The sequence below is a fragment of the Desulfofundulus sp. JL263-se genome (assembly GCF_056316025.1).
In genome coordinates, this window is the sequence record NZ_CM149993.1 from 2,789,488 (window position 1) to 2,810,006 (window position 20,519).

General features: G+C 49.8%; 21 protein-coding genes and 1 riboswitch. Of the genes, 2 read left to right on the plus strand and 19 right to left on the minus strand.

Going from position 1 to position 20,519, the window contains the following annotated elements:
* Positions 1-14 precede the first annotated feature (14 nt).
* The 15 genes from gpmI to ACX4JR_RS14565 all read right to left on the minus strand — a co-directional run bounded on the left by gpmI (position 15) and on the right by ACX4JR_RS14565 (position 16,110).
* Complete coding sequence (gpmI, locus tag ACX4JR_RS14495) at positions 15-1,556, minus strand: 2,3-bisphosphoglycerate-independent phosphoglycerate mutase (protein WP_476058721.1); 1,542 nt, start codon at positions 1,554-1,556, stop codon at positions 15-17.
* A 5-nt stretch (positions 1,557-1,561) separates the two neighbouring features.
* A complete protein-coding gene (tpiA, locus tag ACX4JR_RS14500) occupies positions 1,562-2,320 on the minus strand; it encodes a triose-phosphate isomerase (RefSeq protein WP_476058722.1) in 759 nt (252 codons plus the stop codon).
* Positions 2,321-2,330: 10 nt separating this feature from the next.
* Positions 2,331-3,515 (minus strand): phosphoglycerate kinase, encoded by a 1,185-nt coding sequence (locus ACX4JR_RS14505; RefSeq protein WP_476058723.1) that lies wholly within the window; start codon positions 3,513-3,515, stop codon positions 2,331-2,333.
* A gap of 22 nt (positions 3,516-3,537) precedes the next feature.
* Positions 3,538-4,569, minus strand: coding sequence for a type I glyceraldehyde-3-phosphate dehydrogenase (gene gap, locus ACX4JR_RS14510; protein ID WP_476058724.1), 1,032 nt, complete (start codon positions 4,567-4,569; stop codon positions 3,538-3,540).
* Between the two features lie 182 nt (positions 4,570-4,751).
* Entirely contained in the window at positions 4,752-6,167 is a 1,416-nt protein-coding gene (gene rpoN, locus ACX4JR_RS14515) for an RNA polymerase factor sigma-54 (protein ID WP_476058725.1), read from the minus strand.
* A gap of 120 nt (positions 6,168-6,287) precedes the next feature.
* Positions 6,288-6,488 carry a hypothetical protein gene (locus tag ACX4JR_RS14520; protein WP_476058726.1) on the minus strand — a complete coding sequence of 67 codons (201 nt, stop codon included), beginning with the start codon at positions 6,486-6,488 and terminating at the stop codon, positions 6,288-6,290.
* A 31-nt stretch (positions 6,489-6,519) separates the two neighbouring features.
* The gene (gene whiA / locus ACX4JR_RS14525; protein WP_476058727.1) at positions 6,520-7,464 is read right to left on the minus strand and encodes a DNA-binding protein WhiA; all 945 of its coding nucleotides are present in this window, start codon (positions 7,462-7,464) and stop codon (positions 6,520-6,522) included.
* Between the two features lie 58 nt (positions 7,465-7,522).
* A complete protein-coding gene (thiI, locus tag ACX4JR_RS14530; protein ID WP_476058728.1) occupies positions 7,523-8,755 on the minus strand; it encodes a tRNA uracil 4-sulfurtransferase ThiI in 1,233 nt (410 codons plus the stop codon).
* The gene (locus tag ACX4JR_RS14535; protein WP_476058729.1) at positions 8,748-9,917 is read right to left on the minus strand and encodes a cysteine desulfurase family protein; all 1,170 of its coding nucleotides are present in this window, start codon (positions 9,915-9,917) and stop codon (positions 8,748-8,750) included. Before ACX4JR_RS14535 ends, thiI begins: the two co-directional genes overlap by 8 nt.
* Before the next feature lie 166 nt (positions 9,918-10,083).
* The gene (locus ACX4JR_RS14540; protein ID WP_476058730.1) at positions 10,084-11,427 is read right to left on the minus strand and encodes a gluconeogenesis factor YvcK family protein; all 1,344 of its coding nucleotides are present in this window, start codon (positions 11,425-11,427) and stop codon (positions 10,084-10,086) included.
* A gap of 39 nt (positions 11,428-11,466) precedes the next feature.
* The gene (rapZ, locus tag ACX4JR_RS14545; RefSeq protein ID WP_476058731.1) at positions 11,467-12,330 is read right to left on the minus strand and encodes an RNase adapter RapZ; all 864 of its coding nucleotides are present in this window, start codon (positions 12,328-12,330) and stop codon (positions 11,467-11,469) included.
* Positions 12,331-12,341: 11 nt separating this feature from the next.
* Positions 12,342-13,109 (minus strand): PHP domain-containing protein, encoded by a 768-nt coding sequence (locus ACX4JR_RS14550; RefSeq protein WP_476058732.1) that lies wholly within the window; start codon positions 13,107-13,109, stop codon positions 12,342-12,344.
* Between the two features lies 1 nt (position 13,110).
* On the minus strand, positions 13,111-14,229 hold the full coding sequence (locus tag ACX4JR_RS14555; RefSeq protein ID WP_476058733.1) for a bifunctional phosphoglucose/phosphomannose isomerase: 1,119 nt from the start codon (positions 14,227-14,229) through the stop codon (positions 13,111-13,113).
* 90 nt (positions 14,230-14,319) lie between these two features.
* Positions 14,320-15,288 carry an ROK family protein gene (locus tag ACX4JR_RS14560; protein ID WP_476058734.1) on the minus strand — a complete coding sequence of 323 codons (969 nt, stop codon included), beginning with the start codon at positions 15,286-15,288 and terminating at the stop codon, positions 14,320-14,322.
* A 12-nt stretch (positions 15,289-15,300) separates the two neighbouring features.
* Positions 15,301-16,110 carry a Cof-type HAD-IIB family hydrolase gene (locus ACX4JR_RS14565; RefSeq protein WP_476058735.1) on the minus strand — a complete coding sequence of 270 codons (810 nt, stop codon included), beginning with the start codon at positions 16,108-16,110 and terminating at the stop codon, positions 15,301-15,303.
* Between the two features lie 256 nt (positions 16,111-16,366).
* On the opposite strand from ACX4JR_RS14565, the gene ACX4JR_RS14570 reads away from it, so the two are divergent.
* Positions 16,367-17,080 carry a uracil-DNA glycosylase gene (locus ACX4JR_RS14570; RefSeq protein ID WP_476058736.1) on the plus strand — a complete coding sequence of 238 codons (714 nt, stop codon included), beginning with the start codon at positions 16,367-16,369 and terminating at the stop codon, positions 17,078-17,080.
* A gap of 26 nt (positions 17,081-17,106) precedes the next feature.
* Here ACX4JR_RS14570 and ACX4JR_RS14575 read toward each other — a convergent pair whose 3' ends face one another.
* The 4 genes from ACX4JR_RS14575 to ACX4JR_RS14590 all read right to left on the minus strand — a co-directional run bounded on the left by ACX4JR_RS14575 (position 17,107) and on the right by ACX4JR_RS14590 (position 19,864).
* The gene (locus ACX4JR_RS14575) at positions 17,107-17,622 is read right to left on the minus strand and encodes a DUF3231 family protein (protein WP_476058737.1); all 516 of its coding nucleotides are present in this window, start codon (positions 17,620-17,622) and stop codon (positions 17,107-17,109) included.
* Between the two features lie 412 nt (positions 17,623-18,034).
* Positions 18,035-18,850 carry a GGDEF domain-containing protein gene (locus ACX4JR_RS14580; protein ID WP_476058738.1) on the minus strand — a complete coding sequence of 272 codons (816 nt, stop codon included), beginning with the start codon at positions 18,848-18,850 and terminating at the stop codon, positions 18,035-18,037.
* A 21-nt stretch (positions 18,851-18,871) separates the two neighbouring features.
* Positions 18,872-19,231, minus strand: a complete 360-nt coding sequence (locus ACX4JR_RS14585; RefSeq protein ID WP_476058739.1) for a hypothetical protein — start codon at positions 19,229-19,231, stop codon at positions 18,872-18,874.
* A 12-nt stretch (positions 19,232-19,243) separates the two neighbouring features.
* Positions 19,244-19,864: an HD-GYP domain-containing protein gene (locus ACX4JR_RS14590; RefSeq protein ID WP_476058740.1), complete on the minus strand. Its 621-nt coding sequence runs from the start codon at positions 19,862-19,864 to the stop codon at positions 19,244-19,246.
* Between the two features lie 82 nt (positions 19,865-19,946).
* A riboswitch (cyclic di-GMP riboswitch) is annotated at positions 19,947-20,036 on the minus strand.
* 137 nt (positions 20,037-20,173) lie between these two features.
* Between ACX4JR_RS14590 and ACX4JR_RS14595 the strand changes: the two genes are divergently transcribed.
* Positions 20,174-20,500 (plus strand): helix-turn-helix domain-containing protein, encoded by a 327-nt coding sequence (locus ACX4JR_RS14595; RefSeq protein ID WP_476058741.1) that lies wholly within the window; start codon positions 20,174-20,176, stop codon positions 20,498-20,500.
* Positions 20,501-20,519: the final 19 nt, after the last annotated feature.

A 20,519-nucleotide genomic window follows, 5' to 3' on the forward strand; every position in this document is an offset into this window, starting at 1 on the left:
AAACCTCCCAGTATTTATTGGATTAAGGTTTTCCCGGTCATCTCTTCAGGCTGGGGGATCTCCAGCAGTTGTAATATAGTCGGGGCCACATCCTCCAGCCTGCCCCGGCGCAATTTTATGTTGTTACCGTCGGGCCTGACCAAAATAAAGGGAACCGGGTCAGTGGTATGCGCCGTATGGGGCTCCCCGGATTCATCCTGCATGACTTCGGCGTTACCGTGATCGGCGGTTACTATAACCGTACCGCCCTTATTCAATGTGGCTGTAACCACTTTTCCCACGCAATCGTCGACAGCCTCCACCGCCTTGACGGCGGCCTCCATTATACCGGTATGGCCAACCATATCCGGATTGGCATAATTCATAATAATAACGTGATATTTTTCTTTTTCCAGCTGCTCCTGGAAGGCCTTTGTAACCTCGTAGGCGCTCATTTCCGGCTTTAAATCATAGGTGGCAACTTTAGGCGAAGGTATTAAAATGCGCTCCTCTCCGGGGTTCGGGGGCTCTACTCCGCCGTTAAAGAAAAAAGTAACATGGGCATACTTTTCGGTTTCGGCCAGCCGCAATTGCTTTAAATTATGATAACTCAGAACCTCACCCAGGGTATTTACCAGCACCTGCGGCTTAAAGGCTACCGGTGCCTTTATGGTTTTATCATACTGGGTCATGCAAACATAATGCACCCTGGAACAGTCTTTCGGCCTTTCAAACCCGTCAAATTCTTCGTCCACAAAGGCGCGGGTTATCTGGCGGGCCCGGTCAGGGCGGAAGTTATAAAAAATTACAGCATCGCCATTATTGATTTTAGCCACCGGCATGCCGCCGGAATCCACTACCACCGAGGGCTGTATAAACTCATCAGTTTCCCCGCGGGCATACCCCTTTTTGACTGCCTCTTCCGCCGATTTTACCTTAAAGCCCTCTCCCAGTACCATTGCCCGGTAGGCTTTCTCCGTCCGGTCCCAGCGCCGGTCGCGGTCCATGGCATAATAACGGCCCACAACGGTGGCCACGGCGCCGGTCTCCATTTTTTTCATTCTTTCTTCCAGGGGGATTATGTATTCCAGTGCATTGTCAGGGGGCACATCCCTCCCGTCCAGAAAAGCGTGGATAAAAACATTTCTAATGCCCTGATCCCTGGCCAGTTCCAGCAGGGCGTAAAGGTGCTCTATGTGGCTGTGCACCCCTCCGTCGGAAAGGAGGCCCATCAAATGCAAAGCGGTACCCTTTTCCCTTACGTGCTCCACTGCATTTAACAGAACGTCATTATTATAGAAGCTGCCGTCTTTGATGGAGCGGGAAATGCGGGTTAATTCCTGGAAAACCACGCGCCCGGCACCCATGTTCAGGTGTCCTACTTCGGAATTCCCCATCTGGCCGTCGGGCAGGCCCACTGCCTCCCCCGAGCTCTCCAAAACCGTAGAAGGATATTTTTCCAACAGGCGGTCCATATTTGGCGTCCTGGCCTGGGCGATGGCATTTCCTTCTTTCTTTTCCGCTAGCCCCCAGCCGTCCAGAATGACCAGAACCAGGGGTGAGCTTGTCGAAGGCAAAGGATTTACCTCCCTCCGGCCGCCTTGACTATGGCGGCAAAACTGGCCGCATTCAAACTGGCCCCTCCTACCAGGGCCCCGTCGATGTCCGGCTGGGCCATAAGTTTTGCAGCATTATCCGGCTTCACGCTGCCCCCGTACTGAATGCGCACTTCCCCGGCCGCCTCTTCTCCAAAAATCTCAGCCAGCACCCTGCGGATAAAAGCATTCACCTGCTGAGCGTCCTCCGGGGAAGCGGTACGTCCTGTACCTATGGCCCATACCGGCTCATAGGCTATTACCAGCTTACGGGCCTGCTGGGCGGTCAGCCCGGCCAGGCAGCCCTCCGTTTGCCGGCGGACCACCTGCTCCGTGGTTCCGGCCTCCCGCTCCTCCAGCGTTTCCCCCACGCAAACTATGGGAACCAGGTTATGCCTGAAAGCGGTAAGTACTTTTCGGTTAACAGATTCGTCCGTTTCCCCGAAATACTGGCGGCGCTCGGAATGACCTAAAATTACATACTTGCAGCCAATTTCCGTAAGCATTCCCGGGGATACTTCCCCGGTATAAGCTCCCTCGTCTTCCCAAAACATATTTTGGGCGCCCAAAGCTATTTCCTCTTGCTTTAAAATCTCAGCTACGGGCGCCAGGGCAGTAAAGGGAGGACAAATTACCACTTCGCATTCCGTGTCCTCCAGCCTGTTAAGAAAATCCCGGGCGAAACTGACGGCCTGGGCAACGGTCTTATGCATCTTCCAATTAGCTGCTATTACGGGCCTGCGCATAATACCCCTCCTACTTATCCTGCAAGGCAGCTACTCCCGGCAGCGTTTTTCCTTCCAGGAACTCCAGGGAGGCGCCCCCGCCGGTGGAAACATGGGTGATGCGGCCGGCAACGCCGGCTTTCTTTACCGCGGCGGCTGAATCCCCGCCGCCCACCACCGTGGTGGCATTGCTGCCAGCCAGGGCTTCTGCCACTGCTATTGTCCCCTTGGCAAAAGGTTCCATTTCAAAAACCCCCATGGGGCCGTTCCATACTACGGTAGCGGAATTCTTAACAGATTTCCCAAAATTTTCGGCTGTTTCGGGACCTATATCCAGGGCCATCCACTCCGCCGGCACACCGTCCGCGGGAACCACCCTGGACTCCGCCTCAGGCTTTGCCTCGGGGGCAACCACCAGGTCTACAGGAAGCAATAACTCTATATTTTTATTCTCCGCCTTGGCAATTAATTCTTTTGCGGTTTCAATCTTATCGGGCTCCAGGAGGGATTTCCCCATATCATACCCCTTGGCCTTTAAGAAAGTGTTGGCCATGCCGCCCCCGACAATGAGGGTATCCACCTTTTCAATAAGGTTATCCAGCACCCCTATCTTGTCGGACACCTTGGCCCCCCCGATAATAGCGGTGAAGGGCCGCTCCGGATTATTGATCACTTTACCCAACATGTTAATTTCCTTTTCCAGCAAGAACCCGGCCACCGCGGGCAAATATTTTGCCACGCCCTGGGTGGAGGCGTGGGCACGGTGAGCCGTTCCGAAAGCGTCATTTACATATATATCACCCAGCTCAGCCAGCTGCCGGGCAAAGTTTTCATCGTTCTTTTTCTCGCCTTCATGAAAGCGCAAATTTTCCAGTAAAACCACATCTCCCTCGCGCATGCCCTTCACGACGGCCCGGGGAGCTTCACCCACGCAATCGTTCACTTTGGTAACAGGGCGGCCTAACAATTCTTCCAGGCGCCTGGCCACCGGGTCCATCCTTAATTTATCGTCAGGCTTCCCTTTAGGCCTGCCCAGGTGGGACATCAATATCACCCGGGCCCCCTTTTCCACCAGGTACTTTATAGTGGGTAAGGCAGCCCGGATGCGGGTATCATCGGTTATTTTCCCCGCATCATTTAAGGGCACATTGAAATCAACCCGCACCAGAACCCTTTTGCCGCCCACATCAATATCCTTCACGGTTTTTTTAGCCATATATACACCTCCGGTCCAGCCCCTAAATTCCCTTTTCAGCTATATAGGATACCAGGTCCACCACCCGGTTGGAGTAGCCCCATTCATTATCATACCAGGCCACCACCTTGACCATGTTATCTCCTATGGCCATGGTGGACAGGGCATCCACAATGGAAGAATGGGGGTCTCCGTTAAAATCAATGGAAACCAGGGGCAATTCGCTGTAAGCAAGTATACCCTTTAACGGCCCCTGGGATGCATCTTTTAAGGCGGCATTTACATCTTCCACTGTAACTGCTTTTTCCAGTTCCACCACCAGATCCACCACTGACACATTGGGCGTGGGAACCCTCATGGCCATGCCGTTCAACTTGCCCTTAAGCTCCGGCAGCACCAAAGATACCGCCTTTGCCGCCCCCGTTGTGGTGGGAATAATGGACATGTTGCCGGAACGCCCGCGCCTGATATCGCGGTGGGGCATATCCAGCATTTGCTGGTCGTTGGTTACGGCATGCACGGTGGTCATCAAGCCCTTGACAATGCCGAATTTTTCGTGAAGAACCTTGGCCACCGGCGCCAGGCAGTTGGTAGTACACGAAGCGTTGGAAACAATGTGATGCCGGGACGGGTCATATTTCTCTTCATTTACTCCCATCACCACGGTGAGACAGTCACCCTTTGCAGGGGCGCTGATAACAACTTTCTTAGCCCCGGCTTCCAAGTGCCTGGCAGCATCCTCAACTTTTCTGAACCTGCCTGTGGATTCCACCACAACCTGCACACCCAATTCTTTCCAGGGCAAAGCGGCAGGATCGCCTTCCGCCAGTATTTTAATTTCTTTGCCGTTAACCCAAAGGGAATCTCCCTCTCCTTTGACATCGGCTTCCATTATACCATGCACGGAATCATATTTCAAAGAATGGGCCAGAGTTTTGGCATAGTTTTCATTTACCTGCAGTCTCCGGGATTTATGGTTTATGGCCACCACTTCCAGATTGGGATTTCCGAGAGCCGCCCTGAGCACCAACCTTCCGATGCGGCCAAAACCATTAATCCCTACTTTTACTGCCATTATTACTCGCCACTCCTTTCAATAGTATGCCTCAGTGGACGTTATTTTTTTAATTATGATATACTTATTCGTTACTATCTCAATAGTTCCTTCCTTTTTTGGTTTTTTTATGTCAAAATTAATCGGACATTAAAAAAAGTATCGCTTAAATGCGATACCTTTTTTAAAAAATATATTCAACATTAATACCGCTTTCGCTTCCTTACAGGAGGGATGCCCAGTTCATCCCGGTATTTGGCCACCGTACGTCGCGATATTTTAATTCCTTTTTCCGCGAAAATCTCGGAAATACGCTGGTCATTTAGGGGGTTCGCCGGGTCCTCCGACTCTATCAACTCTTGAAGCATCTTTTTGGTACTTTGAGCGGAAACTGCATTCCCTCTGGCACCACTTAATCCCGAAGAGAAGAAAAATTTCATTTCAAAAACCCCCTGGGGAGTCTGGATATACTTGTTAGAAGTGGCCCGGCTCACGGTGGATTCATGTAAGCCGACTAATTCCGCCACTTTTCTCAAATTAAGAGGCTTTAAATATTTAATCCCGTAATCCAAAAAATCCCTTTGCAATTCAACCAGGCAGTTAGCTACTTTATATAAAGTCAGGCGCCTTTGCTCAATACTGCGTATCAGCCAGGCCGCCGCATTGAGCTTGGATTCAACGTAACGCCTGGTCTTGGCATCATGATTGTTTCCATCACCAAGAACTGCCCGGTAAGTGGAATTAATGGTCAGGCGGGGCATTGAAGTATCATTTATAAGAATTACATACTCCCCGTCCACTTTTTCCAGTATTACATCGGGAACAATATAACGGTTGTCTCCCGGAGAGAAAAAGTTTCGTCCCGGTTTTGGATCGAGGGTTTTCAAAAAGTCAGCAACCCTTTGAATTTCCTTTACAGATACCCCCAAAAGTTGGGCAAGCTGGGCATACTTACCTTTGGCCACATCCGTTAAATGCCTGGAAATAACCTGTTCCACCAATTTATCCTTTAATTCCATATGACGCACCTGAAGCAGCAGGCACTCCTGCAGCGTTCGGGCACCCACTCCAGGAGGATCAAAAGTTTGAATCAATTTCAGGACATCCATTACCTCGGAGAGGGAAACCTGCAAGTGTTCGGCTACATCCTCGGGAGAAATCTGCAAGTAACCGTTATGATCTATATTTCCAATAATATACTCACCTATATCCAATCCTTTTTCATCCACGTCCGCCAGGTGTAATTGAAAAGTTAAGTGTTCTCCAAGGGTAGGCGGCTGGCTAACGAAACTTTCAAAGGAATATTCTTCCTTTTCCTCTACATACTTCTCCTGGCGCGATATCCCCAGATCACTGCTATCATGGAAATACTCACGCCAATCGATATCGTACCGCTCATCTTGTTCCCGCTCACCGGTATAATCCCTTTCCAATTGCTCAGCCGGCGCTTCAGGTAAATCGTCCCTCAATTCCAGCAGCGGGTTTTCTTGTAACTGCCGTTCAATATAATTTTCCAATTCAAGGGATGATAACTGCAAAATGGTAATGGCCTGGCGCAACTCCGGTGTCATTATCAACTTTTGGGTCTGTTCAACATTCAGGCCAAAACCCATGCGCATCTCGATTCACCCCTTAAGTCTGACCCCAATCGCCAGAAAATTCTTTAATGCTTAATAATTCTTCAATTACATGCAAAAATCCTGCTAAAAAGTTATGTAAACTATAATTTACATTTATTGCTAATATTTATAACCAGGTAGCGCCTTTTTTTGACCATCAAAGCAGGGCGCCGTCTCCATTTTTACGCCCGGCAGCACCGCGGTATTCGCCCCTATTAAAACATTGGACCCCATCTCCACCCTGCCCAGGCGAAACTCTTCCGCCAAAAATTCATGGGTTAAAATGTTTGTATTATATCCTATGACGCTATTGTCGTCCAATGTAAATAAAAAAAGTGTTTCTTTACCCGCATCACTGCTTAACCTCCTCACCGCGCAAGTGCCCGGCTATTTCGCTTAACTTTCTCAACCGGTGATTTACCCCGGATTTACCCACGGGCGGTACCATCAATTCTCCCAGTTCCCGCAGACTTGCATCGGGATGCCGCAGCCTGGCCTCGGCTACCTGCCGCAGAGAATCCGGCAGCTTATTTAATCCCATTACTCTTCCAATTAATTTTATATCCTCCACCTGGCGCATGGCAGCAACAACGGTTTTATTCAAGTTGGCGGTTTCACAATTCACAAGGCGGTTTACCCGGTTCTTAACTTCCTTAAACACCCTTTTACTCTCAAAGTCCAGCAGGGCATTATGGGCACCCATTAAGTTCAGGCACCGGGATATTTGATCACTTTCCTTAAGGTACACCACATACCAATTCTTTCTGAAACTTATCCGGGCCGACAGGCCGAACCCTCCCAAAAGGTGCTTTATGTCTCTGGCATGGCGATGGTCACCGGTGGTTATTTCCAGGTGATAGTCCCGGTCGGGGTTGTTAACCGACCCTCTGCCCAGAAACAAACCCCGCAAGTAAGACCTGCGGCAACACTCGCGGGAAAGCAGTTTAGACGGGATACTTTCCTTAAGTAGACCTGACCGGCTCACTATGCCCAAATCCAGCAGTATCTCCCTCTTTTTTCCGGCCGGCACCCGCACCAGGTAAACATTGTTTTTACGCAAACGTACTTTGCGCCGCACCAATACCTCCGTACTTATGCCGAAAAGTTCCTTAACCAGAGAAAAAACTTTTCTGGCCACTGCCGCATTACAAGTACGGATGTCCAGGGATATTTGACCTCCGGTAATATGCAACGCGCCATCCATTTTTGCCAGGGCTGCCAGTTCAGCTTTTTTGCAGCAGCTACTACTTCCCATTACCCTGGCCAGTTCGTTTTTGGTAATTGTGGAAAAGCTCATCCCGCCCCCTCCTTCCATGAGGGCGCCGGCCGGGAAAAACCGAACCCCGCCCCCTGTTTTAGTTCCGGGTAAAGTTCAATGTCTCCGTTTTCTCCAGGGCCCCTTCTATAAGGCTACATATATCCAGCCGTTCCTCGGCCGCGTGCACCTTTTCCAACTTGGGCCTGGTACTAGGGTGCTTGGGGAGAAATAAAGTACAGCAGTCCTCGTAGGGCTGGATGGATATATCGTAAGTACCGATCTGCTGCGCCAGATCTACGATCTGACCCTTGTCAAAGCCCACCAGGGGCCGTAAAACCGGCATGCGGGTCACTTCGTTTATGGCCACCATACTTTCCAGGGTTTGACTGGCCACCTGCCCAACACTCTCACCGGTTATAAGAACCAGGGCATTGTTCCTTTCAGCCAGGAACTGGGCCATGCGGAACATGAAACGCCTCATTATGGTTACCCTGAGTTCTTCCGGGCAGTTTTTCTGGATTTCCTTTTGAATATCGGTAAAATGGACCACATGTAGATTGATGCGCCCCCCGTAACGGACCAGCACCCGGCACAAATCAATAACCTTTTCCTTAGATTTTTCCCCGGTAAAGGGGAAGCTGTGAAAGTGCACCGCCTCCAGCTCAATGCCCCTTTTCATGGACATCCAGCCCGCCACGGGACTGTCTATACCCCCGGAAAGAAGCAACATGCCCTTGCCGCTTACACCCACCGGCAGGCCGCCAGGACCGGGGATAGTTTCAGAAAAAACATAGGCATGTCCTTCCCGCACATCCACCGATACCACCATGCGTGGGTTATGTAAGTCCACCTTAAGTCCGGGCACATTCCGCAACAAATGGGCGCCAACCTTGCGGCTGAGTTCCATGGAATTTATGGGGAAGGACTTGTCGGCCCTTTTTACGGTAACGCGAAAAGTTACCGGCCCGTTGCTTTCACTGGAAATAATTCCTTCCCTTTCCATCCCTTGCTTCAAGGATGTTAAAGCAGCGTCGTAAATGACTTCAGGAGTTGCTTTCACCCGGCGGGCCGGGCTAAAGGATACTATGCCGAACACCCGGCGCAGGCGCTCCATTATTTCACCGGGTTCAATCTCTTCCGCTTCCACCATGAGCCGCCCCCGGAGCTTGGAAATTTTAGGGCGGCCCAGGTCAGCCAGGGCCCGCCGGATATTGGAAACCAGCCTGTTCTCAAAAACAGGACGGTTTTTCCCTTTAAGGCTTATTTCACCGTACCGTATCAAAACCAGGGTTTCGGGCTTGTAAGTTGCTTTTTCATTATTGTTATGCAAAGCTTCGCAGCTCCTTTACAGCTTCTTTTAATTTTTCTAAAACTATTTTAACTTCCTTGACGGTATTTTCAGGGCTGAAGCTAAATCGCACCGCCCCTTCCCTTTCCCGGTCGTTTAGTCCCAAAGACTTTAACACCCCGTGTTCCGCCGGCTTTCGAGCAGAACAGGCCGAGCCGGTAGAGATATATATGCCTTCACCTTCCAGCCAGTGTACCAGCACCTCTCCCCGCACACCTTCAAAGGATATATTTGCTATGTGGGGCGCGGCCCGGTGGCTGCCGGGAGGCGGCCCGTTCAAGCGGCAGCGGGGAATTTCTTCCAGTATACCTTCCACCAGCATTTTGCGAAGGCCGGCCATGTGTTCCGCCGCCCGCCCGCCTCCTCTTTCCAGTTTGGCAACCGCCGCACCAAAGCCCGCAATTCCGGGAACATTTTCCGTGCCGGAACGCAGGTCTCCCTCCTGGCCTCCCCCGGCCATGAGCGGCCGCAATGGAGTTCCGGCAGCCACGTACAAGGCACCCACTCCTTTAGGGCCATGAATCTTATGGGCACTTAAGGAAACCAGGTCAATACCCATTTCCCCGGGGGATAGCGGCAGCCTGCCCAGCGCCTGTACCGCATCCACGTGCCAAACCGGTATCCTGCCCCTTACCTTTGCCTTCTTAATTATTTTTGCTATTTCCTCCAGGGGCTGAACCGAGCCAATTTCGTTATTTACATACATGGTGGTGACTAGAATGGTATCCTTACGGAGGGTCCTCTCCAAGTCCCCGGGACGAATTACGCCCTCTTCGTCCACAGGCAGGTAAGTTACTTCAAAGCCGTCCTCCTCCAGGTCCCTGCATACATTTCTTACCGCAGGGTGTTCAATGGCAGTGGTAATTATATGCTTGCCCCGCCTGGACAGGGAATAGGCAACACCCTTTATGGCAAGGTTATTGGATTCGGTCCCTCCTGAAGTAAAAATCACTTCCTTGGGCAATACCCCCAAAATATCAGCCACCGCCTCCCGGGCCCGGCTTATTACCCTTTCCGCCTCAAGACCCTTCCGGTGGAGGGAAGAAGGGTTGCCGTATATTTTTTCCATGCATTCCACCACGGCCTGCACTACTTCCGGCACCGGCCGGGTGGTAGCACTGTTGTCCAGGTATATTTCCTGCATAAATAAAAAAGCCTCCTAATTAATTTTTTGACGGGATTAACGGGATTAACAGGATATAAAAATTAAGTTTATTTATCAGCCCTTTCTTACCACTAGTATACCGCGAAAAGGCTGAATCCTGTCAACCGTGCCGGATCCGTAACAAAGGCCCGGCTAAAAGCCGGGCCTACCTTCCCGTAACAGCGGCCTGCTTTTCCTTTTCTGGCCCGGGAGAACTTTCCCGGTGTTTGCTCAAGGAAATGACGCGGTTGCCCCTGTCCCGGTGCAGCATTACCAAATACATAATATATCGGGCCAGGCGGTCCGGGTGGTGCCGTACCATATTGCCTTCCCGAACCATATGGCCGGCCAGCACTTTCACCCCGAGTTTGGCAATTTCCTCTTCGTCAAATTTTACCGGCTCCGCTCCTTCCTTCCGGTAGCGGCTAAGAGTACGGCTGTGAATAACCTCATTATTAACCAGCACCCAGTCCACCACGGGGCCGGCATGGCTTAAAATAGCTCTGACATGATCTGCTGCGGTATAACCATCGGTTTCTCCAGGCTGGGTCATGACATTACATACATATATTTTAAGGGCCCGGGAACCTGCCAAAGCCTCGGGCATTCCGCGTACCAGCAAATTTGGCAGAATACTGGTATACAGGCTGCCCGGGCCCAAAACTATGGCATCTGCACATTGTATGGCTTCCAGAGCCTCTTTTACCGGAAAACAAACTCCGGGCTGCAGAAAAACCCGGCGGATCCTTTTGCCGCTTTTAGGAATCCGGGATTCCCCGCAAACAATTTCTCCGTCTTCCATTTCAGCGCAAAGATTTACATCCTCCAGGGTAACAGGCAGCACCTGTCCCCTTACGGCCAGCACCCTGCTAAGTGCCTTTATGGCCTCATAAAAACTGCCGTTCATATTGTTAAGGGCGGCCAATAAAAGATTTCCCAGATTATGCCCTGCTAATTCACCAAAAGGAAAGCGGTACTGAAGAAGTTTTTCCATGAGCGGCTCTTTATCCGCCAGGGCCACGAGGCAGTTGCGGATGTCTCCGGGGGGAAGCATGCCCTGGTCTCCGCGCAGGCGCCCGGAACTGCCGCCGTCATCGGCCACCGTCACTATGGCCGTAAGGTTGGAGGTATATTCTTTAAGGCCCCGCAATAACACTGAAAGCCCGCTGCCGCCACCTATCACTACTATCTTAGGGCCTTTTTTCAACTGGCGGCGCTTAAAAACCACATCCACCACGCTATCTCCAGGGACCAGGATTTCCATCAATGAGCGAAAAGCCCGGCCTAACCCCAGGTAAATTACTGCAAAACCTGCCACCACCAAGAAAATACCTGCGGGTAACAGCCTTTCGGCAATGGGACTCTGCAGGGCTGAAATAATGAAAAATTCGGGGAATATATAACCGGTCAGCAATATGCCCCCCGCTATGACCAGCAGCATTCCCGCCAGCCCCAGGGCCAGCCACCGTTTCACCTGCATTCCGGGGTATAACCATTTAACCAGCTTCATAACTAATCAGCCCCCAGGTTGGTGGTTAATGGTTGGTGATTATTTTCGGTCAACGTCCCTGTGCCGTACCGTCACCCGGTAACCTTTCTTGAGCAAAATATCCCCCAGGCGGTTAGCCAGGGTCACGGAGCGGTGCATACCCCCCGTACAGCCGATGGCAATCATCAGTGTCGTCTTTCCTTCCTCAACATACCTGGGAATCAAAAACTCGATCAAATCGCAGAATTTATGCATGAATTCTTTAGTTACCTCGGAATTCATAACATATTTCTGAACCCTTTCATCATTTCCCGTCAAGGGCCGCAGTTCCTCAACGTAATGGGGGTTGGGAAGAAATCGCACATCAAAAACCAGATCGCTGTCCAGGGGAATTCCGTATTTGTAACCAAAGGAAATAACGGTGATAAACAGGTGATGCTTCCCGTCAACCCCTTGTCCGAAAAGGCTAATTATCTCTTCTTTTAATTGCTGATTGGTCAAATCAGAAGTATCAATAATTTTATGAGCCCTTCCCCTCAAATCTTCCAGGCGGGTCCTTTCCTCTTGGATATTGCGGAGTATTTCTCCGTGATTACCCAGGGGATGCCGGCGGCGGCTTTCTTTATACCGGCGCACAAGGGTCTCGTCGGAGGCCTCCAGGAAAAGTATCTCAAACTCCACACCCTGTTTTTCTAACTCAGATAATACTTCAGAAAGGGCGTTAAAGAATTCCCCGCCCCGGATATCTACAACTAATGCTATATTATTAATTTTTTGTTTTGATTGTGCACACATCTCGGCAAATTTTGGAATTAAAGTGGGGGGTAAGTTGTCCACACAAAAATACCCAATGTCCTCCAAGCTGCGAAGGGCCGTGGTTTTGCCCGCTCCGGACATGCCGGTAACAATTACTAACTTGGACAACTCATCACCCCCTAGAATGGATGTTGGAAGTGGGGAGTTAGAGGAACCGCGTTCACAACCTGCCCTGCGGGAACATCCCACTTCATTAAAAGGGATATACCCTTGTCCATTTCACCTACAGTATCGGGATAATGGGCGTCACTGTTAACCACCACGGGCGCCCCCCAGCGGAGGGCGGCATTTATAACATCATCCTTATTATATTCATGTCCAGTGTTAATTTCCATAGCGCAATGGGTATTGGCCGAGGCCCTGGCAACCTCGTCCAAATCCACTGCCATCATTAAGCCGGGGTGGGTTACCACGTTTACCGGGTGTTTATACATGGCATCGACCAGGGCCTTGGTATTAATATTACGCATGCGGCTCTGCAAGAAGCGGCTTAAGCGTCCCAATTGATTGGGCAAAACCCAGCCCAGAGTTTCCTCCAGGGATTCCGCCATAACCTGGGGGTGCAGGCCTACCAGCAAAATGTCCATCTGTTTGCTTATTTCCGGGGGAATGTCTATACTCCCGTCCAGGCTGGTAACATTGGCTTCCGCTCCCAGTAAAACCCGTACCGGATAACGCTCCTTTAAGGCCATGATATCTTTCTTAATATCCAGGTAGGTGTCCGGACTTTCCACTCCGATAAAAATGCCCCGGGGACCGTGGTCAGTAATGGCTATTTCAGTAAGCCCCTTTTGTGCCGCCGCACGCACGTTATCTTCTACTGTGCCCCTTCCGTCACTATACCGGGTGTGGGTATGCCAGTCAGAAACCACCCTATAAGTTTTCATATTACCTTCCGGCCAGCTCGGCCTTTAGATAGTCTATTATTCTAACCGGGCCGGGATCTATACCGTACAGGGCGGCCAGGTACACGCTGGCATAATCCCCCAAATAAATTAGAGAATACATTCGCGCCAGCATACCCTGCCCGGAGGACTTGATTTCCATTACACCGGAAACCGCCCTGGCCACAATGCCCCTGGTTATTTCCATGCGGATCTTCACCCGGGGGTGATCTTCTTCGTCTTTAAGTATTACAACGTATAGCTTTTCCAAAAATTCTTTGGGCACTTCAAAGCCCACCAGCTCATTGTGGTTTAACTCGGGAAGTACATTCCAATAAGCCGGCGCCTTGGCATTTTCATTTATTTGGCCCTTAAAGCGCTGGGCCACCACCTCGGTGGTGCCGCTGGCCCCCCAGATGACCGGAATCCTGTTGTAAAAATCCCGGGCCAGCTGTTTGGCCAGATTGTCTTCCAGGGAAGCTTCCGGCTTTAAATTTTCCCTGATTTCCTCCAGGTGCTCCACCAGTTCCCTCACTTCGGTTTCCAGGCCCGACAGCAGTCCCAAGCGCTCCAATACGGCAAGGGTGGGAATAAAAAGATACCCGGTGGCGGCGCGGGGAGCAAGCCCGCCGGGGACAGTTATTACCGGCACCCCGTCCCTGTCCGCAAGCTCCTTCAGCTTCCCCCCGGTGGTAAGGGCAACGATGGGGCAGCCCCTGTTGCGGGCTTCCTCGTAAGCACTTAGCGTCTCCTCGGTATTTCCCGAATAGCTCACTACAAATACCAGGGTGCTCCGGTCCACGTATGCAGGCAGGACATAGTCGCGGTTTACGGCCACGGGGACAGCCATTTTCCCGGCAGAATATACCCGCAGCAGGTCTCCCCCTATGGCCGACCCGCCAAGCCCGGTAACCAAAACATTGCTGATTGCCCCGGTCACGGGAAGGGGCCCCTGGGTGCCCAGCCTCCAGGCATTGGCACACTGCTCGGGAAGCCCCCACAGGACCCCGAACATGTTCATACTGTCCACGTTATACATGGCTTGCGGGTCTTTCAGTACGGCTTCTATATTCATTCCGGCACCTGGTTTCCCCGGTAACAGCCGGGAAACCAGGCTCTTCACCTCCCGAAATTATATTTAATCAACCGGCTCCTTTCAAAAATAGACCTTCTTTTATAGCATAAGCAGCGGAAAGATCCACTATACAAGAATTTAAGAGCCGCCCGATATCACCGATATGGCAAGGGCCAGGGCGCCCATAACTCCCACCCTTTTACCCAGCTTTGCCGGGACAATGCGCACGGCTTCCCGGGATGTTTTTAAAGAGTGGCGGGCAAATTCATCTTGTATCGGATTCCAGAGGAACCTGCCGGCATTCATTACCCCTCCTCCCAGCACTACCATTGCCGGGTTCAATAAATTTACCAGGCTGGCTATGGCCCGCCCCAGCACCCTTCCTGCATCTCCTAATATGATCAATGCCTCCGGGTCGCCGCCGGCGGCGGCCCGGGAAATGTGCTCGGCGGTAACATCCTCCACATTCCCCCCGGCTGCAGCAAGGATATTCTTACCCCGGCCCTCCCTTATGAGGGCCCTGGCCCTCCGGGCCAGGGCCGTACCTGAAGCTACGGCCTCCAGACAGCCGCGGCTGCCGCAACTGCAGGCGGGCCCCGCTTCCTCGACAACCATATGCCCAATTTCACCGGCGCCCCCGGCAGTTCCGTGGTAAATCTTTCCGTTTAAAATGAGGCCTCCTCCCACCCCGGTGCTCACCGTCATGTAAATCATGTCCCGGACTCCTATTCCGGCACCGAAGGTTTTCTCCCCCAGGGCGGCAAGGTTGGCATCATTATCCACGGCAACCATTATCCCCAGGCGTTCCTGTAACAGGCCCGCCAGGGGCACATTTTCCCAGCCCAGGTTTGGTGCCTGGTAAACCGTACCGGTACGGGGATCCAGGGGCCCCGGCGCGCCCACTCCCACGGCCTGCACTTTACCGCCGTGACCCGCAGCAGTACACACCCGGTCAAGGGTGGCACAGATATTTTCCAGCACCCGTTCCATTCCTGCACCCGCCTCCGTGGGCACCTGTACCTCGGCCAGCACGTTACCCTCCATATCGGCCAGGGCGGTATAAATTTTGGTACCGCCCAAATCCACCCCTGCAACCAAATTCTTCAATCAGATCACCCCTTATCCTTCACCCAGCACAAACTTCCTTAGAACATGGCCCACACCGTCTTCTTCATTGGACAGGGTGACGTAATCAGCCCTGGCCTTTATCTCTTGCCGGGCATTGCCCATTACCACTCCCAGCCCGGCCCAAGCGATCATTTCCAGATCATTGTAACTGTCCCCCACTGCCATTACTTCCTCCCGGGACACTCCCAAATAACCGGCAACGGCCTCAAGGGCATGCCCCTTGGTGGCAGAGGGGTGGGAAAACTCCAAAAAGTGGGGTTTCGATTTGGTTATATGTAAACTTTCCCCGTAAACGGGTTTGAGTTCCGCCGCCAGTTCGTCCAACAGGTGCTCCTGGGAAACCACTAATACCTTGGTGGGGTCCTGCTTTTTCGCAGTTAAAAATCGTTCCAGGTCCCCCACCACTTCCAAAGGAATCCGGGAAAGGGCCGCGTAACGCCTCCCTTCTTCCGTATCCCTGGCCACGTAGAGAAAATCGTCCACATAAATATTTATGTGATATCCATACTTTTTAACCCTCCGGATAACATCCATGGCCAGTTCAAGGGGTACCGGCCGGTGGTACAGCACCTCTCCACTGCCGGAATGTTTTACCAGTGCTCCCTGGTAAGTAATCAGGGGCCCATTTATGCGGAGTTCCCTGGCAAAGGGCAAACTTGAACGAAACATGCGCCCGGTGGCCAGGGTTAGATGCACCCCCCTGTTCATTACTTCAGACAGAACTTCCCGGGTTGCCTTTGCAACTTTTAAGTCTTTTCCCAGCAAAGTATCGTCAAGATCCAGCGCCACGAGTTTGTACATATGTAAAATTACGCCTCCATGTTGTTATTATTTACTGAAGTTTCAATCTTATCTTTTTATTTCGTCGCATTGTTGCAGTTTACTACACTGCGAATTATATTTAATCTTTCGACAATAAGAACTTGATTGAACAACTGTATCCCATACAACTACCGCCTGCCCGTTTCCAAATAATATGTTACGGCAGTAGATTTTTCAATTAATTAGAAGGTACCGGGACAAAAAAGTGGTAATATATCACCGGGAAGTGATAATTATGCCAGTTACCATGAAAGATATCGCCGACCTAATGGGAAATTTTACAAGGCGCCTTATTAGCAGCGGCTACCGGCCGGAGTCCGTGAAAAGGGCGGTTGCCAAGAACGCCAAGCTGATGGCTCACTCCGTAATAATCGACCAGATCTTAAAACCGGGCGATTGCCAATCATGTCAAACTACCCACGGGTGCACCGAGTGCACCATCTACCAGGAGGGTGCCACCAGGAGGGTACCGGGACACGGCAATCCCAGTTCACCCATTATGTTTATAGGGGAAGGGCCGGGAGAACACGAGGACATGTTCGGCATCCCTTTCATCGGAATTGCCGGGACGGCTTTGACCATGTGGCTGGAAAAAATGCCCTTAAAAAGGGAACAGGTCTACATAACCAATGTGCTCAAGTGCCGGCCCAGGAATAACCGCACTCCAAACCCCAGTGAGTGCCAAACCTGTATCAGGGAACACCTGCAGCAGGAAATTAAAATGATAAAACCCAGGGTAATTGTGGCCGTCGGAGGAGTGGCCTTGAAGGGATTAATTCCGGAAGCCCCCGGTATAACTCAGGCCAGAGGAAATTGGTTTACTTATAACGGCATACCTTTAACCCCTATTTTTCACCCGGCCTATGTCCTTCGCAAGGTTAATGCCGAGTTTATCGAAGTAAACAAGCTGGTATATAAAGACCTTGTGCAGGCATATTCCAGAATATAGTATCCTGACTGAACCAGCGTCAATAATCAGCTTACATATCTTTTAGGAGGAACTTGCAGCCAGCCTTTTATTTTTCCATATTTGCACAAATTGTTAAATATATCTAATTCTTCCTTTAAAAAATCAATAAACATATCGCGCAGAGGATCATTGGTAACTATTGAACGAACAGTACGAATATGATCCTCCAAAAAGTTCTGTATGCCCATAAAAATTTGTTTAAATATGAATTCATCTTCTAATATTTCACTATTTGCAGTAATATTCACGCTTTTAGGCGGCCTGTCAGGTAAAGCCATTTTAAATTTGTTCATCTCTTTTTCCAATTTATCCACTTGTTTTTCTAAAGTACTCGCTAACCCTTCCCCTATAATATATCTAAAATCAGGGTCGTGAACAAAATTCTGGTATATTTGGGTCATTTGTATAATATCGTACCTGGTAACCAGGTGATCCCACAACAAAAATGCTTCCCCAGTACTTAATACAGGCTTTCTGGCAGTTTCTGCCCTTCCTATATGGAAGTTACCTATTTGAACCATGCGAACACTCCTTATAAAAGAGTTATAACGTGTTTATTTAGACACTAAATATTTTATCTCAAAATCCTTCCTTTAAACGTTAAACAAATTTCCATAAAAAGCAACCGGTCTGGCGCCCGGTTGCTGTTTGGGAGAATTTTTCCACGAAAGTATTATCTTTAACAAGCAGGATTTAACTTGGAAAATTTCTCCCAAATTTGGGAGAATTTTTCCACGAAAGTATTATCTTTAACAAGCAGGATTTAACTTGGAAAATTTCCCCCGAAAGGTGAGTATATTCTCCGGAGGAAAAAGTGGGTTGAGGTTAGAAATAAGGAACTCCGGGTTGGTGAGTTTTTCGGGAGGGCCTTTGTGTGAGCTCTACTACCGAAAAAGGAACTAGAAAAAGCGGGGGATGAGAGTACTCCGGCATTTATTCCACAATATACCCTTTATTAAGCCTTTTCGCCTTTGTTGATGCCAAGCTTGATCTGTTGATTGCATTTTCCACGACTTCGTAAAAATTTTTTGCCTTGCCGGGAAATTTACTGCCGGCAGCGCAAATACCCGCCGATACGGTAACGGGGACCCCGAACCCGGAAGTTTCAGCGGCTATTTTACTTATAACTTCACTTGTGAGGGTCTCGGCTTCTTCGAGTTTTTTAAGGGTGACGATGACAAACTCGTCACCGCCGTACCTGCACACATAGTCGCGTCCCTGTTCCGTATTTTCCCGCAGTATTCTCGCTATCTCCTTGAGGCACCTGTCACCGTAAATATGCCCGTACTTTTTGTTTAACTCCCCGAAATTATCAATATCAAGTAAAATGACGGAAATCTGCTGCCCTTTGCTTAATATCCCGGCGGCAAGTCGATATATGTATGCAGAATTATAAGCCCCGGTAAGCGGGTCGTACAATTGACTGGTATACTTCACTAATTGGGCCTTGGTTAGAATTCCCACCAATTTGCCGTTTTCCAATACCGGTAAACGTTCGATCTTGTGCTCTTCCATTAAACCGGCGGCATCCCAGGTTGTATCCAGTGCCGAGCAACAAATTACCCTCCTGGTCATTGCATCGGCTACAATCCTGTTGGGATGGTGGAACCGTACATCCCTTGATGTGATAATACCCACCAGATTTTCATTTTCAACAACCGGCAGTCCCCCTATATCATGCCTCTGCATATATTTTGCGGCCTGCAAAACACTTTCTCCGGGGCCAATTGTAAACACTGGAGTTGTCATGATATCTTTTACACGAAACATCTACAGATCAACTTCCTTTGAAACGGAAACTGTAACACTTATTTTTGCTTTAATCAAAGATTCTTCACTGGTTAATTTGTTAGCTTCTTCAAGTATGAAATCGAGCAATATATCCCGTGATATCCAGTTAAAAAGAATGCTTTTGACAACTACGGCTTCTACAGGGCTGTCCTGGACTGGTATTATCTCATACTGCCCGGGAGCGAGGGCATCCACCATCCTTCGCACCGCCTCGGGACCTATGGGTGCACGCCTGCCAATTAACAACACATCCTGCATTGGAGGAAGGTCAAATTCGGAAAAATGGACTTCCAGCTCAGCTTTCCTTCTGCCGGAACCTACTTTCTTCTTATCCACCATAAAAACCTCTTTTCAACCTATGCCACGGAGAAGAATATCAATATCTAAATATTCACCAAAATTCCGCACATTGTAACGGTTTTTCAAAAAATCCAGTATAAATGTTTCAAATGCTTCCACCAAATACGGTGCAAACTGGGTACCTTTATTTGCGTTCAATTCTTGCAGGGCACCGGTTAACGTTCTTGTTTCCTGGTAGGGGCGAGAACTGGTCATGGCATCAAATGCGTCTGTTATGGTTACAATACGAGCTAGTTCCGGTATTTCTTCCCCGGACAGGCCTTCATAACCCTTTCCGTCCCAGCGCTCATGGTGATAAAGAATTATGGGCAGGTACCTGCGGGCATTTTTAAACTGGCTGATCATTTTAGCACCTAAAACCGTATGTTGTTTAATAACCGCAAATTCTTTTCCTGTTAGCCTGCCGGGTTTATTTAAAATACCTTCATCAATGCAGCTTTTACCGATGTCATGGAGCAAAGCACCAACGGCCAGTGTTTTTATTTGCTCGGAAGTATGGCCGAGATATTCGGCCAATTTTATGGATAAATAACACACGTTGCGAGAATGTTCGAGCAAATCTTCGGAAAACCCTTTTAAAATGGTTTTGACAAGTTCCGGATTGAAGTGCAATTTTTTTACCCCCACGGTAACACAAGGCATATTCATCGAGGCAGGGGGGAATACATACTATAGTTAAAAATAACACTGTTTCTCCCGCAGCCTGGCGATCATGGTGCTTGTACGCACTTTAGACCCATGGCTTTGCGCCCTACTCTTTCGATGTAGTTTGCCTTTGTGAAACAGATATTTTGAACTACAGGAATTATTATACAACTACCGGGCGACAAATTTCAATAAAACTAAACCGGCAGTGTAATTAATTGGTCTTTTTGTTCCAAAATCTTGGAAAATTTGCGGAGATTTACATGAGGAAATTCCATGCTGAAAAAAATTATTGGTGAAAATATACGCCGCCTCAGGCGACAACAGGGATTAACTCAAAAAAAAGCGGCACTCCGTGCCGGCTTTACCCCCTCCTATTGGGGATATCTTGAACGTGGACAAAAAAACCCGTCCGTGGAACTTATCGAAAAAGTTGCAGATACCCTCGATGTTGAGCCATACCTGTTATTCGTTGATTCACCGGACAAAAAACTGCCTGCCGAACTAATGCAATTACTTTACAGAATAAGCAGTATGGGATCCCAGCATATTGAATTTGTTACCACGGTCTTAAAAGCTTACGTAAAAACACTCAAAGAATAGCGAAAAACCGTAACCGGCA

Bases quoted from the DNA above. Each gene is read 5' to 3' on its own strand.
- ACX4JR_RS14540 (WP_476058730.1), bottom strand. From the start codon at position 11,427: ATGAAGCTGGTTAAATGGTTATACCCCGGAATGCAGGTGAAACGGTGG.
- whiA (WP_476058727.1), bottom strand. From the start codon at position 7,464: ATGAGCTTTTCCACAATTACCAAAAACGAACTGGCCAGGGTAATGGGA.
- ACX4JR_RS14505 (WP_476058723.1), bottom strand. From the start codon at position 3,515: ATGGCTAAAAAAACCGTGAAGGATATTGATGTGGGCGGCAAAAGGGTT.
- ACX4JR_RS14550 (WP_476058732.1), bottom strand. From the start codon at position 13,109: ATGAAAACTTATAGGGTGGTTTCTGACTGGCATACCCACACCCGGTAT.
- rpoN (WP_476058725.1), bottom strand. From the start codon at position 6,167: ATGCGCATGGGTTTTGGCCTGAATGTTGAACAGACCCAAAAGTTGATA.
- ACX4JR_RS14595 (WP_476058741.1), top strand. From the start codon at position 20,174: ATGCTGAAAAAAATTATTGGTGAAAATATACGCCGCCTCAGGCGACAA.
- ACX4JR_RS14580 (WP_476058738.1), bottom strand. From the start codon at position 18,850: ATGACAACTCCAGTGTTTACAATTGGCCCCGGAGAAAGTGTTTTGCAG.
- tpiA (WP_476058722.1), bottom strand. From the start codon at position 2,320: ATGCGCAGGCCCGTAATAGCAGCTAATTGGAAGATGCATAAGACCGTT.
- ACX4JR_RS14585 (WP_476058739.1), bottom strand. From the start codon at position 19,231: ATGGTGGATAAGAAGAAAGTAGGTTCCGGCAGAAGGAAAGCTGAGCTG.
- ACX4JR_RS14570 (WP_476058736.1), top strand. From the start codon at position 16,367: ATGCCAGTTACCATGAAAGATATCGCCGACCTAATGGGAAATTTTACA.
- ACX4JR_RS14535 (WP_476058729.1), bottom strand. From the start codon at position 9,917: ATGCAGGAAATATACCTGGACAACAGTGCTACCACCCGGCCGGTGCCG.
- gap (WP_476058724.1), bottom strand. From the start codon at position 4,569: ATGGCAGTAAAAGTAGGGATTAATGGTTTTGGCCGCATCGGAAGGTTG.
- ACX4JR_RS14565 (WP_476058735.1), bottom strand. From the start codon at position 16,110: ATGTACAAACTCGTGGCGCTGGATCTTGACGATACTTTGCTGGGAAAA.
- ACX4JR_RS14575 (WP_476058737.1), bottom strand. From the start codon at position 17,622: ATGGTTCAAATAGGTAACTTCCATATAGGAAGGGCAGAAACTGCCAGA.